Annotated in this window: 13 protein-coding genes; 5 read left to right on the forward strand and 8 right to left on the reverse strand. The window is 71.5% G+C overall.

Annotated features, from left to right (window positions below):
* Positions 1–54: 54 nt before the first annotated feature.
* A complete protein-coding gene (locus O1G21_RS14515; RefSeq protein WP_270143947.1) occupies positions 55–1278 on the forward strand; it encodes an acetate kinase in 1224 nt (407 codons plus the stop codon).
* A 94-nt stretch (positions 1279–1372) separates the two neighbouring features.
* Positions 1373–2800, forward strand: coding sequence for a pyruvate kinase (gene pyk / locus O1G21_RS14520; RefSeq protein ID WP_270143949.1), 1428 nt, complete (start codon positions 1373–1375; stop codon positions 2798–2800).
* 80 nt (positions 2801–2880) lie between these two features.
* Here pyk and O1G21_RS14525 read toward each other — a convergent pair whose 3' ends face one another.
* The 4 genes from O1G21_RS14525 to O1G21_RS14540 all read right to left on the reverse strand — a co-directional run bounded on the left by O1G21_RS14525 (position 2881) and on the right by O1G21_RS14540 (position 7535).
* Entirely contained in the window at positions 2881–4218 is a 1338-nt protein-coding gene (locus O1G21_RS14525; RefSeq protein WP_270143951.1) for a hypothetical protein, read from the reverse strand.
* 83 nt (positions 4219–4301) lie between these two features.
* The gene (locus O1G21_RS14530; protein ID WP_270143953.1) at positions 4302–5000 is read right to left on the reverse strand and encodes a DUF6114 domain-containing protein; all 699 of its coding nucleotides are present in this window, start codon (positions 4998–5000) and stop codon (positions 4302–4304) included.
* Positions 5001–5137: 137 nt separating this feature from the next.
* Positions 5138–5809, reverse strand: coding sequence for a DUF6230 family protein (locus O1G21_RS14535; protein ID WP_270143955.1), 672 nt, complete (start codon positions 5807–5809; stop codon positions 5138–5140).
* Between the two features lie 733 nt (positions 5810–6542).
* Positions 6543–7535 carry a tetratricopeptide repeat protein gene (locus tag O1G21_RS14540; protein WP_270143957.1) on the reverse strand — a complete coding sequence of 331 codons (993 nt, stop codon included), beginning with the start codon at positions 7533–7535 and terminating at the stop codon, positions 6543–6545.
* Between the two features lie 364 nt (positions 7536–7899).
* On the opposite strand from O1G21_RS14540, the gene O1G21_RS14545 reads away from it, so the two are divergent.
* Entirely contained in the window at positions 7900–8586 is a 687-nt protein-coding gene (locus tag O1G21_RS14545) for a TetR/AcrR family transcriptional regulator (RefSeq protein WP_405000644.1), read from the forward strand.
* A gap of 64 nt (positions 8587–8650) precedes the next feature.
* Here O1G21_RS14545 and O1G21_RS14550 read toward each other — a convergent pair whose 3' ends face one another.
* The 3 genes from O1G21_RS14550 to O1G21_RS14560 all read right to left on the reverse strand — a co-directional run bounded on the left by O1G21_RS14550 (position 8651) and on the right by O1G21_RS14560 (position 11399).
* On the reverse strand, positions 8651–10336 hold the full coding sequence (locus tag O1G21_RS14550) for an acyl-CoA mutase large subunit family protein (protein WP_270143958.1): 1686 nt from the start codon (positions 10334–10336) through the stop codon (positions 8651–8653).
* Positions 10337–10509: 173 nt separating this feature from the next.
* Positions 10510–10842 (reverse strand): DUF3817 domain-containing protein, encoded by a 333-nt coding sequence (locus O1G21_RS14555; protein ID WP_270143959.1) that lies wholly within the window; start codon positions 10840–10842, stop codon positions 10510–10512.
* 20 nt (positions 10843–10862) lie between these two features.
* Entirely contained in the window at positions 10863–11399 is a 537-nt protein-coding gene (locus O1G21_RS14560) for a MarR family winged helix-turn-helix transcriptional regulator (protein ID WP_270143961.1), read from the reverse strand.
* A gap of 497 nt (positions 11400–11896) precedes the next feature.
* Here O1G21_RS14560 and O1G21_RS14565 point away from each other — a divergent pair, with 497 nt between their 5' ends.
* Positions 11897–13525: a M4 family metallopeptidase gene (locus tag O1G21_RS14565; protein WP_270143962.1), complete on the forward strand. Its 1629-nt coding sequence runs from the start codon at positions 11897–11899 to the stop codon at positions 13523–13525.
* A gap of 153 nt (positions 13526–13678) precedes the next feature.
* On the opposite strand, the gene O1G21_RS14570 is transcribed toward O1G21_RS14565, so the two are convergent.
* Positions 13679–13990, reverse strand: a complete 312-nt coding sequence (locus O1G21_RS14570; RefSeq protein WP_270143964.1) for a DUF3817 domain-containing protein — start codon at positions 13988–13990, stop codon at positions 13679–13681.
* Between the two features lie 245 nt (positions 13991–14235).
* On the opposite strand from O1G21_RS14570, the gene O1G21_RS14575 reads away from it, so the two are divergent.
* Positions 14236–15039, forward strand: a complete 804-nt coding sequence (locus O1G21_RS14575; RefSeq protein WP_270143966.1) for a DUF2127 domain-containing protein — start codon at positions 14236–14238, stop codon at positions 15037–15039.
* The last annotated feature ends 73 nt before the right edge of the window (positions 15040–15112 follow it).

Below are 15112 nucleotides of genomic sequence, written 5' to 3' on the forward strand. Positions count from 1 at the left end.
GATCAACGGGTGCGCGTTTCGCGAAACGACCGCCGAGCGCAGCGAGGTGGGCGCATGAGTGAAGGGACGCGCGTTCTCGTTCTCAACGCCGGCTCCTCGTCGGTGAAGTACCAGCTGATCGACATGCTGGACGGCGCCCGGCTGGCCGCCGGGCTGGTCGAGCGGATCGGTGAGTCCGCCGGCCGACTGGCGCACACCCCGCGGGCCGGCGGGCGGCGCGAGCTGCGGCAGGTCTTCCCGGACCACTTCGCCGCGCTGAAGGCCGTCGCCGAGGAGCTGGCCGCGGACGGGCTCGGGCTGGACTCCCCCGACCTGGCCGCGATCGGCCACCGGGTGGTGCACGGCGGCAAGCGGTTCACCGAGCCGACCGTGATCACCGACGAGGTGCTGAAGGAGATCCGCCGGCTGATCCCGGTCGCGCCGCTGCACAACCCGGCCAACATCACCGGCATCGAGGTGGCCCGCGCGCTGCGGCCGGACCTGCCGCAGGTGGCCGTGTTCGACACCGCCTTCCACGCCTCGATGCCCGAGTACTCGGCCCGGTACGCGATCGACAAGGCCGTCGCCGACGAGCACCGGGTGCGCCGCTACGGCTTCCACGGCACCTCGCACCAGTACGTCTCCCGGGCGACCGCCCGGCTGCTCGGCAAGGACCCGGCCGAGGTCAACGTGATCGTGCTGCACCTGGGCAACGGCGCCTCCGCCTCGGCGGTCAGCGGCGGCCGCTGCGTGGACACCTCGATGGGCCTGACCCCGCTGGAGGGCCTGGTCATGGGCACTCGTTCGGGTGACATCGACGCCGGCGTGGTGTTCCACCTGCACCGGGTCGGCGGGCTGTCCGTCGACGAGATCGACGACCTGCTCAACCGCCGCAGCGGCCTGCGCGGCCTGTGCGGCGAGAACGACATGCGCGAGATCATGCGCCGCGCCGAGGAGGGGGACGCGGACGCGCGGCTCGCCTTCGACAGCTACGTCCACCGGCTGCGCAAGTACATCGGCGGCTACTACGCGGTGCTCGGCCGGGTGGACGCGATCGCGTTCACCGCGGGCGTCGGGGAGAACGCGGCGCCGGTGCGCGCGGCGGCCACCGCAGGACTGGAGGAGCTGGGCATCGCCGTGGACCCGGAGCTGAACTCGGTGCGCTCCGGCGAGGCCCGGATCATCTCGCCCGCGTACTCCCGGGTGGCGGTCGCGGTGGTGCCCACCGACGAGGAGCTGGAGATCGCCCGACAGGCCTTCGCCCTGGTGCACCGGGAGGCCGGGTCGTCCGAGGACTGACACGAAATCGTCTCACTCCTCGGAATTCTTCGTCGGCGATTCCTCCCGATCCGTGCCGAATGCACCTATAACACGAACGGATAGACTGACCCATATGCGCCGAGCGAAAATTGTCTGCACCCTGGGTCCGGCGACGGACTCCTACGAACAGCTGAAGGCCATCGTCGAGGCGGGCATGAACGTCGCCCGACTGAACATGAGCCACGGCAACCACGCGGACCACGAGGAGCGGTACCGAAAGGTCCGCCAGGTCTCGGAGGACACCGGCAAGGCCATCGGCGTCCTGGCCGACCTCCAGGGTCCCAAGATCCGTCTGGCGACCTTCGCCAACGGCCCGGTGACCGTCGACAACGGCGACGAGTTCACCATCACCACCGAGGACGTCCCCGGTGACCAGCACATCTGCGGCACCACCTACAAGGGCCTGCCCGGCGACGTGAAGCCCGGCGACCCGATCCTGATCAACGACGGCGTCATCGCCCTGGAGGTCGTCAGCGTCGACGGCCCGCGGGTGAAGACCGTGGTGGTCGAGGGCGGCGTGCTCTCGAACAACAAGGGCATCAACCTGCCCGGCGCGGCCGTGAACGTGCCCGCCCTGTCCGAGAAGGACAAGGAGGACCTGCGCTTCGCGCTGCGCCTGGGCGTCGACATGGTCGCCCTGTCCTTCGTCCGCAACGCGGCCGACATCAAGGACGTCCACGAGGTCATGGACGAGGTCGGCATCCGGGTGCCGGTCATCGCCAAGATCGAGAAGCCGCAGGCCGTCGAGGCCATGGAGGAGATCGTCCTCGCCTTCGACGCCATCATGGTCGCCCGCGGCGACCTGGCCGTCGAGTACCCGCTGGAGCGGGTGCCGCTGGTCCAGAAGCAGCTGATCACCCTGGCCCGCCGCAACGCCAAGCCGGTCATCGTCGCCACCCAGATGATGGAGTCGATGATCCACGCCTCGCGCCCGACCCGCGCCGAGGTCTCCGACGTCGCCAACGCCATCCTGGACGGCACCGACGCGGTGATGCTCTCCGCCGAGTCCAGCGTCGGCAAGTACCCGGTCGAGACCGTCCGCACCATGAGCCGGATCTGCGAGAAGGCCGAGGAGGAGCTCGTCTCCCAGGGCCTGCAGCCGCTCAACCCCGGCCGCAAGCCGCGCACCCAGGGCGGCTCGGTCGCCCGCGCCGCCTGCGAGCTGGGCGACTTCCTGAACGGCAAGGCGCTGGTCGCGTTCACCAAGTCCGGTGACACCGCGCGCCGGCTGTCCCGCTACCGCTCGCCGATCCCGGTGATCGCGTTCACCCCGGACGCGGCCACCCGCAACCAGCTCTCGCTGAGCTGGGGCGTCGAGTCGTACGTCACCGAGCAGGTGGCCACCACCGACGCGATGGTCGCGCAGGTCGACCGCGAGCTGCTGCGGATGGGCGAGCTGGGCGAGGGCGACACCGTGATCGTCACCGCCGGTGTCCCGGTCGGCGTCCCCGGCACCACCAACCTGGTGCAGGTGCACCGCCTGGGCAGCCACGGCGAGTGACGCCCCGGTAGGACCGTACGAACGCCGGTGGGGCGGCCCTCCTTCACGGGAGGGCCGCCCCATCGGCGTCGTGGCGTCCGCTATTTGTCGCTGTAGGGCGCGTTGTCGTTGAACAGGTGCATCCCGGGGATGTGCAGGGTGCCGCCGAACTGGCCGGCCTGCTTGGCGGTCACGCCGGTCAGCTCCAGGTCCAGCGGGATCGGGACGGAGCCGATCAGGTCGTACAGCCAGCGCGGCAGGGTGTCCGGGGTGAGGGTGATCTCGCCCAGGTCGATCGGGATCGGCAGGCCGAGCACCTTGGACAGGTGGCCGGAAAGCCGTTCCACGTACATGGTGACCTGGCCGTTGCGCATGGTCGAGGTCGAGCCCGGGGCGCCCTGGACGTGGAAGGTGACGCCGTTGCCCTCCAGGGTCGACATGTCGAGGTTCTCGATGTCCACGCTGTCGACCACGAACTTCAGCACCCGCTTGGTGCCGGTCGGGGTCCTCACGTCGTAGACGCCGTGGAAGGCCGCGCCGTGCAGGCCCAGCCGGCTGGTCTGCAGCGTCCAGTTCTGCTGCGGCACGACCTGCTCGGAGGAGGCCTTGCCGGCGGTCAGGTTGCGGGCGTCCACGTCGCAGTTGGGATTCGCGGTGGGCGAGGCGGACGGGGTCGCGGTGGCCGCCGGGGTCGCCGGGGCGTCCGCCGACGGGGCCGCCTTGGCGCTCGACTTCCCGCCGGAGGCGGTGGCGGCCGGCGAGGGCTGCCCCGCCGAGGGCTGGGCCCCCGCGGACTGACCGCCCGAGGACTGGGTCGCGGCCTGCCCGGTGCCGGCGGCCGGGGCCTGCGGCTGGGCGGGCTGCGCCGGGGTGCCGACCCGCGGGGCCGGGGCGGCCGGGGCCTGGGGGGTGGCACTGGGTGTCGCGGTCGGCGTCGAGCTCGCCGAACTCCCCGGGTCCAGCAGGTGGTTGATGCCGCCGACGATGTCGTCGATCAGTCCGGCCTGGCTCGCGGTGGCCGTCCCGTTCCCGGTGCCCTGGTACACGGCGCTCACCGTGCCCGAACCGCCGGTGGCGGCGGAGCGGACGACGGGCGGGGTGGTGGCGGTGCCGGCGGCCGGCGGCTTCACCGGCGCGGTGGTCGGGGCCGTGGTCGGCACCTGGGTCGGCACGGTGGTCGGCACCGACCCGGGGCCGGTCGCGGGCGCCCCCGTCGACGCCGTACCGGGCGTACCGGACGGCGCGGGCGGTGGCGCGGGCAGCTCGCTCTTGGGGACGGGCGTCTCGATCGGCGCCACGTCCGGAACGGCGACCGGCGCGTTGCCGCAGGGCTTGCCCGCCGCGGACTCGGCGACCGCCGGGTTGGGCGTGTAGGCCGCGGCCATCAGCAGCGCGGTCGGCACCGCGGCCATCGCCAGGGCGCGACCTCTCAGTCTCACCCGCACCGGCGTGCGTGGCGCCGCGTGCCGGCCGGAGCGCTGCGCGGGGCCGGCCGTGCCCTCCGCTTGCTCGGCCGGCCCGGTCACCGCGCCTCCTCCTGCTCCGCGGCGGTGCCCTGCTGCGGGACGGCGGCCTCGGCGGCGGGCTCGGCGGCCGGCTCCTTGGGCGCGGCCTGGGCGGGCAGCTTGGCGGTGGGCGCCTCGACCGCCTCGGTCTTGGCGCTCTCGGGCCCAGCGGTCTCGGCGGCGGCCGGCTCGGTGGCCTCGGAAGCCTTGGCACCTTCAGCGGTCCCGGTGGCGACGCGCTGCGCGACGGGGTTCTCCGCCTGCCTGGCCCGGCGCCCGCGCCGCCCGTCGGCGGGCTCGGCGACCGGCTCCGGCAGCGGCGCCCAGGAGACCATCAGCCCGCCGCCGATCAGACCCGGCAGCAGGGACAGGCCGAAGCCCGCGAGGTTGGAGACCGGGATCGAGACCAGCGTCAGCAGGATGGTCGCGATGCCGGCGAAGACCCGTACGGCGGGCTGGAACCAGGCGGTCAGACCGAGGATGATCATCAGCACCCCGATGATCAGCGACCCGGCGCCGGCCGTGGTGGACATCGCGATGGTCAGCCCGCCGAACGTGAGGTGCGCGTACGGGAAGTAGAGGATCGGGATGCCGGCGATCATGGCCAGCTTGCCGCCCCAGTAGGGCCTGGTGCGGCGGAAGTCACGCCAGTGCCGCCAGAGCCACCCGATGGGGTTCTGATGGCCGGGTCGCGTCTCGACCGTTGCGCTGGACATGGTGCAACTCCTCGACGTCGCTACGAGGTTGGAACAAAAAAAGGGGGGTGGCCGAGGAGCAGCGGTGATCCGCCGCCCCCCGGCCGCAGTTGGACCCGTCACCCGGGCACGCCGGTCGGCGTGCCGTCAGACGGGGCTCAGAAGCACTCGTTGCCCGCGCCGTCGCCGCTCTTCAGCGCGAGGCTCAGGCCGTTCAGCTTGAAGGTGCCGGCCGAGGTGGCCCGCGCGGTCTGCTGAACGCCGCTCAGGTCGGCGACCTTGGCCGACTGGGCGAAGCCGGTCGGACCGGTCGGCAGACCGGCGCCGCCGCCCGCCTTGGTCACGCCCGCGTGCGGGGCCCAGCCCTGGGTGGCCGTGCCGGAGAGGGTGGAGGCGTCCTGACCGATGTTGATGTCGGTGAAGGTCGCGTCCGCCTTCAGCTGCTCCAGGTCGATCAGCAGGTTCGAGGCCTCGACCGGCTTGGCGGAGTCGGTGCCGGCGTGCAGCTGGAGGGTGATCTTGCCCAGGCCGAACGCGGACAGGTCGGTCACCACCGACTGGCACAGGTTGTTGATGGTGGCGTGGTCGAAGGCCGAGACCGCGACCGGGTGCGGCTTGCCGTTCGCCTCGATGTCGACCGAGCCGAACTGGGCGAAGTTGGTGCCGTGCAGCTGGTCGGTGCTGACCTTGAACTGCTGGCCGGAAATGCTGAACGAGGCGGCGAGCGCGCTGTTGGCGATCGAGACGCCGACCATCGCGGTGGCCGCGACGCTCGGCACCATCACCAGGGCGAAGCGCTTCCAGCGGGTCTTGCCGTAGGCCTTGGACATGCGAGTCCTCCTTCTAGGACGTACATCTCCGGCTCCCCGGCGGCGCGTCCCGCGCCGGTGGGGGCCTGGGATGGGAGAGAGCTACGTCCTCGGTAGCGGAGAGCGCCTTGGGCGTCGTCGGACGCGGGAGCGGCCTGCGTGCTGCGGCACTCCCGTCCCGGAACCGGCCGTCCTTGTGGGACGACGGGTCGGACCGACGACATCGGCGATCACCCCCGAGCGACAACCAGCGACCGCGCAGGGCCGCGCGGCCGGTCGAGGACAGGAACCGCCGTGGGACCGCGGATACCCCCCTGCCCTCCCTACCGCCGACCGGAGCCGGCGGATCACCCGGTGGGGATCCCGCGCTCCGCGTGGCCGACCGGCTGTCGGAGGGTGTGGAGTCTGGGACCGGGCGTGGCCGATCGTGCTTGAATCCCGGGCGAAGCACAAGGGGTGGCTTACTGACGGGTAATGCAACACGGAGTGGCATTGATCATGGAATTGGCGCGATTTGCACTGTGCGTGACGCCTTGAAGGAATCGTGGCGACGAAATTTGCCGGAAACACTAGCGAAACACCCGTGGGTGGTCACTCAACGTGACCACCCACGGGTGAAATCAAGATTTGGTAAACCTCTGTCCGGTTGACCGGATTGTCGCCAAATCCCCCGGCGACACCGCAGGTCACCCGACGTGCCAGGCACTCGGTGCCAGGACCCGCCAGCCGTACCGCTCAGAACGGCACGCGGGGCTCAGAACAGCACGCGGGCCAGCGCCGCTCGGGCCGCGACGACCCGCGGGTCCTCCGGGCCGATCACCTCGAACAGCTCCAGCAGGCGCAGCCGGGCGGTGTCCCGGTCCTCGCCGAAGGTCCGGCCGACGGTGTCCACCAGGCGCCCGAAGGCGTCCTCGACGTGACCGCCCACCAGGTCCAGGTCGGCCGCCTGCAGCTGGACCTCGACGTCCTTCGGGTCGGCGGCGGCCGCCACCCGGACCGCCTGCAGGTCCAGGCCCTCGACCCGCCTGAGCAGCTCGGCCTGAGCCAGGCCCAGCTTGGCCTCGGTGTTGTTCGGCTGGTCGGCCAGCACGTTCCGGTAGGCCTGGATGGCGCCGCCCAGGTCACCGGCGTCCAGCGCGTCGTGCGCGGCGGCCAGCGCCGGGTCCTCCGGGCGCTGCGGGACGGCGGCCTCCGCGGCCCCGCCCGGGGCGACCGCGCCGCCGGAGATGCCGAAGCGCTGCTCGGCGACCAGGATCAGCTGGTCCAGCACCTTGCGGACGTTCGCGGCGCTCTCCGCGCCCTGGAACAGCGGCACCAGCTGGCCGGCCACCACGGCCATCACGGCCGGGATGCCCTGGATGCCGAACTGCTGGGCGATCAGCGGGTTGGCGTCCACGTCGATCTTGGCGAGCACGAAGGCGCCGGCGTACTCCTCGGCCAGGCCCTCCAGGACCGGGCTGAGCTGCTTGCAGGGCCCGCACCACGCGGCCCAGAAGTCGATGACGACCGGCACCTCGGTGGAGCGCTGGACGACCTCGGTCTCGAAGGTGTCCTCGGTGACGTCGATGACGAGCTGGTAGGCGGACTGGGGGGCGACTCCGTCCGCTTCGGCGGCGGCCGCCTGGCGGGCCCGCTCGGCCCGGGCCTGCTCGGCCTTCTGGGCGGCCTCACCGGCCGCCTTCACTGCGGCGAGGTCGACCGCACCGCGCAGGGCGGCGCTGTTGAGACGCGAATTCCGTGGCTGCATGGCACCATCCTCCCCCGTCCGCGCTGCTCGCGGGCACCAACCTCCGGAAAGTCGCCCCGCGCGGGCTGCGCGGCGCGGGATCCCGGACGGTGCGCCCCTCCCCCGGTAGCCTGAACCGTTCGGCGCGGATCCCCACCCGCGCCCGCGCCGTCCCCGTCCCACGGGTCCGGCGCCTGGTTGTCACTGCTTTCGCTACAGGTCGTAGCGTAACTGGAGCCGGTGGCCCGGCCGCAAGCCCCACCGGCGGTTCGGGGACGTGAGCTGCCCCACTTTCCCGGGCCGCCCGGCTGCCCGAATCGGCGAACAGTCGCTACCGTTACCAGCCCCACCCAAGTTACTTACCAGTAAATCGCAAGGAGATCCGGTGCCGGCCGCCCAGCCCTCCGCGAGCCCGGACCGCACGGTCCCGGGCAGCCCAGACCGGGGCAGCACGGCCCAGGAGGGCGCGAACGCGTCCCGGACCAAGGGTCGGCCGCGCAGCGCCGCCGCCGACCGCGCGATCCTCGACGCCACCCGCGAGGCCCTCGCCGAACTGGGCTGGGGCGGACTGACCATGGGCCACGTCGCCAGCCGGGCCGGGGTCGCCAAGACCACGCTCTACCGCCGCTGGCCCTCCAAGAACGAGCTCGTGGTGGACGCCGTCGCCAGCCTCTTCGACGAACTCGTGATGCCCGACCTCGGCAGCCTGCGGGCCGACATCGAGGCCGTGGTGGCCCAGTTCGCCGACCTGCTGGCCCGCCCGGAGACCCAGACCGCACTGCTCGCCCTGTTCGCCGAGGGCACCCGCGACCCGCAGCTGCGCCGCCGGATCCGCGAGGCGATCGTGGACCCCCAGAAGCGGCTGGTCCGGCAGGGCCGGGCGGCCGCCCAGGCGCGCGGCGAACTCGAGGAGGACACCGACGCCGGATCGGCCCGCGAGGAGGTCGACATCATCTTCGACACCATCGCGGGCACGGTCGAACACCGCGTCCTGGTCAGCGGCGAGCCGATCACCCCCGAGTGGACCCGCCGCTTCACCGACCTGCTGCTCGGACCGCTCACCACGGGCTGAGGACTTCCGGGCACGGCGGAGCCGCCGTACGGAAGTCCGTACGGCGGCTTCGAAGTTCAGGAGGTCAGAACGCCGCGTTCTCCCGGTACGTCCCCCACTCCTGCCGCAGCGCGTTGCAGATCTCGCCCAGGGTCGCCTCGGCGCGCACGGCGTCCAGCATGGGCGGGATCATCGACTCGCCCGAGCGCGCCGCCGCCAGCATGGCGTCCAGCCCGGCCCGCACCGCCGCGTCGTCCCGGGCCGCCTTGCGCTCACCCAGCACCCGCACCTGCTCGCGCTCGACCTCGTGGCTGACCCGCAGGATCTCCAGGTCCGGGGTGACGCTGCGCGGGTGGCAGTTGACGCCGACCACGCGCTTCTCGCCCTTCTCCACCGCCTGCTGGTACTGGAAGGCCGCCTCGGCGATCTCGCCGGTGAACCAGCCCTCCTCGATCCCGCGCAGGATGCCGGAGGTGATCGGGCCGATCTCGTGGTCCTCCCGGCCCTTGTCCAGGATCCTCTGGAAGATCGCCTCGGCCTGCTGCTCGATCCGGTCGGTCAGCGCCTCGACGTACCAGGAACCGCCCAGCGGGTCGGCCACGTTGGTTACGCCGGTCTCCTCCATCAGCACCTGCTGGGTGCGCAGCGCGATCTCGGCGGCCTGCTCGGAGGGCAGCGCCAGGGTCTCGTCCAGCGCGTTGGTGTGCAGCGAGTTGGTGCCGCCGAGCACCGCGGAGAGCGCCTCGACGGCGGTGCGCACCACGTTGTTGTACGGCTGCTGCGCGGTGAGCGAGACGCCCGCGGTCTGGGTGTGGAAGCGCAGCCACTGCGCCTTGTCGGTCTTCGCGCCGAAGCGGTCGCGCATCCAGCGGGCCCAGATCCGGCGCGCGGCGCGGAACTTGGCGATCTCCTCGAAGAAGTCCAGGTGGGCGTCGAAGAAGAAGGACAGGCCGGGCGCGAAGACGTCCACGTCCAGGCCGCGGGACAGGCCCAGCTCGACGTAGGCGAAGCCGTCCGCGAGGGTGTACGCCAGCTCCTGCGCGGCCGTCGCCCCGGCCTCGCGGATGTGGTAGCCGGAGACGGACAGCGGCTTGTACGCCGGGATGCCCTTGGCGCAGTGCTCCATCAGGTCGCCGATCAGGCGCAGGTGCGGCTCGGGGGCGAAGAGCCACTCCTTCTGGGCGATGTACTCCTTGAAGATGTCCGTCTGCAGGGTGCCGTTGAGCACCGCCGGGTCCACGCCCTGGCGCTCGGCGGCCACGATGTACATGCAGAAGATCGGGACGGCCGGGCCGCTGATCGTCATCGAGGTGGTGACGTCGCCGAGCGGGATGCCGTCGAACAGCACCTCCATGTCGGCGGCCGAGTCGATCGCGACGCCGCAGTGGCCGACCTCACCGAGCGACTTGGGGTCGTCCGAGTCGTAGCCCATCAGGGTGGGCATGTCGAAGGCGACCGAGAGGCCGCCGCCGCCCGCGTCCAGGATCATCCGGTAGCGCTCGTTGGTCTGCTGCGCGTTGCCGAAGCCGGCGAACTGGCGGATGGTCCAGGTGCGGCCGCGGTAGCCGGTGGGGTGCAGGCCGCGGGTGAAGGGGTACTCGCCCGGCCAGCCGATCCGCTCGAAGCCCTCGACGGGCTGCCCGGGGGCGGGGCCGTAGACCGGCTCGACCTCGTCGCCGGAGAGGGTGGTGAAGTCCGCGTCCCGCTTGCGGGCCTTGTCGTACCGCTGCTGCCAGCGCTGCCGTCCGCGCTCGATCTCCTCGGCGTCCATAGGCCGAACTCCGCTCCGTACGGCCGCCACGGCACCGGGCGGCACAGCTATTAGGACGTCCTACTAATTTACTCGGACGTCCTAGTAGTTGTCGACGGCGGCCCCGGGAAAGCCGGAGAACAAAGAAAGGCGCCCCTCCCCGGTCAGGGAAGGGGCGCTCTCGAAAGCCCTGCTCAGGCGTTCACCGGCTCCGGAGCGGCGATCAGCGGCGCGACCTCGCGCGACACCGTGCGCTCGACGAAGAAGGCGGCGGTCGGGACCACCCCGGCCAGCAGGACCCAGGCCAGCTTGCCGACCGGCCACTTGGCCTTGGTGCCCAGGTCGAAGGCGAAGACCAGGTAGACCACGTACAGCCAGCCGTGCGCGATGCCCACCGCGGTCGTGAAGCCGGCCGCACCCGAGATGTCGAGCACGTACTTGGCGATCACACCGGCGGTCAGCAGCACCAGAAGGACGCCCGTGACATACGCCATGGCCCGGTAGCGGGTCAGCACACTCTGCTTCATGGCATCGAGGGTAACCGCCTTCACGCCCTCCCCTCGGCAGCCCCCTCGCCCGGCTCCGTGAAGTCCCCGGCGGCGACCCGCAGCGGCCTGAGCAGTTCGAACACCTGACGGCACTGGTCGGGGCCGTACTCCTCCAGCCCGAACTCCATCGCCATCAGCTCCCGGGTGGCCTCCTCGACCACCTCGCGGCCGCGCCCGGTGATCGTGGCGAGCACCCCGCGGCCGTCCAGCGGGTTGGGGCGGCGGGCGACCAGGCCGGCCCGCTCCAGGCGGTCGACGGTGTTGGTGACGCTGGTCGGGTGGACCATCAGCCGCTCGCCGATCTTGGAGAGCGAGAGCTCACCGGTCCGGCTGAAGGTCAGCAGCACCAGCGCCTCGTACCGGGCGAAGGTCAGACCGTACGGCTTGAGCACCGCGTCGACCCGGGAGAGCAGGATCTGGTGGGCGCGCATGATCGAGGTGATCGCCGCCATCGAGGGCACGGAGCCCCAGCGGCGGGCCCACAGCTCGTCGGCGCGGGCGATCGGGTCGAAGTCGAGTGCGAGGGGCTTGGCCACCTCCTTACCGTACCGGCGGACGGGACGTGTGCTACCAGCTGTCCTGATGCTGGACAAGCGCGACGCGTGGCGGGATCCCGCCAATCGGACGGCCAGGTCCATACCTGGACATTGCGTCGGTGTGAATGGACGGCAACGCGCCTCCGGCGCACGGGGGTTGCCCGTCGAACGACCGAACACCGCGGTACCCGGCCTCGGTTCGGACCGGAACCCGCTGAAAGTCAGGGTAAAAGGTCCCCTTTGTCCTTCCGTTCACATTGCTTCGCCTTGGCGGGACTTGGCCAATTCATGAGGAAGACCTGTCATTTGATTTGCTCGATTGTCATGCTTTCCGCCAACCCCGTTCGGTAGCCACCACCCCCACCCAACCGGTGGCAGCCGCACGACCGCTCGGGGTCCTCGCACGTCAGCGCCCGTCCCGCCCCTCAGGTGCCGAGCCCGGCCCCCGGGACGCGGTGCGACCGCGCCCACACGCGGTTTCCCGGAAGGACTCGTCCGTGAAGCGAAAGCTCGCCGCAGTCGCCGTACTCTCCGCCACCGCCCTGCTCACCGGTGTCGTCCAGGGCGTCGCCGCCCAGGCGGACCCGGCGCCGCACGCCCGGGGCGCCCAGCAGCGCGCCGACCTGATCGCCCAGGCGAACGGCCAGGCCGCCAAGGTGGCGCACGCCCTGGCCCTGGGCGGCCAGGAGCAACTCGTCGCCAAGGACGTCGTGGTGGACGCCGACGGCACCCGCCACCTCCGCTACGAGCGCACCTTCGCCGGACTCCCGGTCCTGGGCGGCGACCTGGTGGTGCACCAGAAGGCGGACGGCACGACAACCGCCGTGGACAAGGCCGTCGGCGCCACGCTCGCGCTGCCCGGCCTCGCCCCGAAGATCCCGGCGGACCAGGCCGCCGCCCAGGCGACCGGCGCCGTGCAGTCCACCGTCGGCATCGCCGCCGACGAGGACGAGGCACCGCTGACCGCCGTGCACCGGACCGGCAAGGCCGAACTGGTCGTCTGGGCGTCCGACGGCGCCCCGCGCCTGGCCTACCGGACCACCGTCGAGGGCGAACGCGCCGACGGCACGCCGAGCAGCCAGCTGCTGGTCACCGACGCGGCCACCGGCCAGGTGCTCTCCACCCACGAGCAGGTGCAGACCGCCTCCGGCACCGGCAAGGGCGTCTTCGTCGGCACCGTCCCGCTGAACACCACGCTGTCCAGCGGCACCTACTCGCTCAAGGACGACACCCGGGGCAACCAGTCCACCGTCAACATGAAGAACCGCACGTCCGGTTCGGGCACGCTGTACAGCAAGACCACCAACACCTGGGGCGACGGCACCGTCTCCAACGGCGAGTCCGCCGCAGTGGACGCCCAGTACGGCGCGGCGGCCACCTGGGACTTCTACAAGAACACCTTCGGCCGCAACGGCATCAAGAACAACGGCGTCGGCGCCACCAGCCGGGTCCACTACGGCTCCAACTACGTCAACGCGTTCTGGAGCGACACCTGCTTCTGCATGTCGTACGGCGACGGCGCGAGCAACACCCACCCGCTCACCGAGATCGACGTGGCCGGCCACGAGATGACCCACGGCGTCACCTCCGCCACCGCCGGACTCAACTACTCGGGCGAGTCCGGCGGTCTCAACGAGGCCACCTCGGACATCCTCGGCACGATGGTCGAGTTCTACGCCAACCTGCCCACCAACCCGCCGAACTACTGGATCGGCGAGCTGATCAACCTGAACGGCAACGGCACGCCGCTGCGCTACATGGACAAGCCCAGCAAGGACGGCAGGTCCGCGGACTCCTGGTCCTCCGGCGTCGGCAGCCTCGACGTCCACTACTCCTCGGGCGTGGCGAACCACTTCTTCTACCTGCTCTCCGAGGGCAGCGGCGCAAAGAGCATCAACGGCTTCAGCTACAACAGCCCGACCTCCAACGGCTCGACCGTCACCGGCATCGGCCGGGACAAGGCCGCGCAGGTCTGGTACCGCGCGCTGACCGTCTACTTCACCTCCACCACCAACTACGCGGGCGCCCGCACCGGCACCCTGAAGGCCGCGGCCGACCTGTACGGCGCCGGCAGCGCCGAGTACAACGCGGTCGCCGCCGCCTGGAGCGCCGTCAACGTCAACTGACGTACGGCACGCGGTGAGCAGGACGCCCGGGGCCTCGTTGGAGGGCAGGCCCCGGGCGTCCGCCCGTGCCCGGTGAGAAACGGCGACAGGCTGCCGCGGCCCTTGGGGAGAGGAGGCCGTGGCAGCCTGTCGACCGTCCACGCGGAAGCGGGATCAGGCGGTGGCGGGCTCCAGCTCGCCGCGCTCCTCCTGGGCGAGGGTCCGCTCGGCGTAGATGCCGCCGAACGGCAGTACCGAGAGCACGAACAGCAGGACGCCGCGCTTGGTGTCCCACTTCTGCGTCTGCCACGCCTGGATCCAGAACACCACGTACAGGATGAACAGGGTCCCGTGCAGCGGGCCGAGCACCGGGACGGCGTTGAAGCTGGTGTTGTACTTCAGCGCCGTGCAGATCAGCAGCAGGACGAAGGAGATCCCCTCGGGCGCGGAGATCAGGCGCAGGCGGTGGACGGCGCTGCGGTTCACGTTGGATACCTCAATACGGGGGTCGGAGGCGCGGGCACGCTTGTGAAGCGACTCACAAGCCTTCCGGCCATTATCACCGAGCACACGTCCGGGTCCCGGGCCGGGGGTGGCCACCGTGCCGGATGTCACAGCCGCGCGCCAGAACCCGGCCGGATGCGGCAGGGCGTCGCCCGTAGCCCCTATCCTCTTGCCCGCGCGCCCACCGATCCGGGCGCCCGGGCATCACACACGGGGGTAGCCACACCATGTTCAAGCGGGACTGGGACCGTAGGACCTGCGCCAAGCGCGGCCACATCACCTACGCGCCGACCGAGCCCGAGCTGGCCACCCGGCTGCACGCCGCCACCGCCGTCGGCGACGCCTGGCGCTGCCTGCGCTGCGGCGACTTCGCGCTCGGCGCCCCGCACGGCTCCGGCCCGGCGGCGAACGCCCCGCTGGTGCCGCGCGGCAAGGCGCTGCGGGACCTCTTCATCCTGCGCTTCCTGGCCGTCGAGCGGGTGCTGCGCGGCGTCGTCATCATCCTGATGGCCTGGGGGGTCTGGAAGTTCTCCAACAGCCAGGAGGCCGTGCAGCGGGTCTTCGAGGAGGACCTCACGATCTTCAAGCCGGTCACCGACCACTTCCACTGGGACCTCGACCACGCCCCGATCGTCGAGACGATCCGCAAGACCTTCGGCTACCAGAAGAAGACCCTGCTGATCGTCGCGGGCGCGATGGTCGCCTACGCGCTGATCGAGATCGTCGAGGCGGTCGGCCTCTGGCTGGGCAAGCGCTGGGCCGAGTACCTGACCGTGGTCGCCACCGCGGCCTTCCTCCCGCTGGAGGGCTACGAGCTGCACGAGCACGTCAGCGCGGTGAAGATCTGCACCCTGCTGCTGAACATCGCGGCGGTGCTCTGGATCATGCTCTCCAAGCGGCTGTTCGGCCTGCGCGGCGGTGTGGTGGCCTTCGAGGCGGAGCGCCACTCGGCCTCGCTGCTGGAGGTCGAGGAGGCGGCCGGCACCGTCCCCCATCCCGGCCACGGCCGCGGGGCGCACGCCCGCTCCTGACCCGAACGACTGTCCCAGCTCCGTACCGGTTGGCCCGCGCCCTCTCGCCCGGCCGCCCCGGCGGCGGCTAGAT

It is taken from the genome of Kitasatospora cathayae (assembly GCF_027627435.1).
Taxonomy (GTDB): Bacteria; Actinomycetota; Actinomycetes; order Streptomycetales; family Streptomycetaceae; genus Kitasatospora; species Kitasatospora cathayae.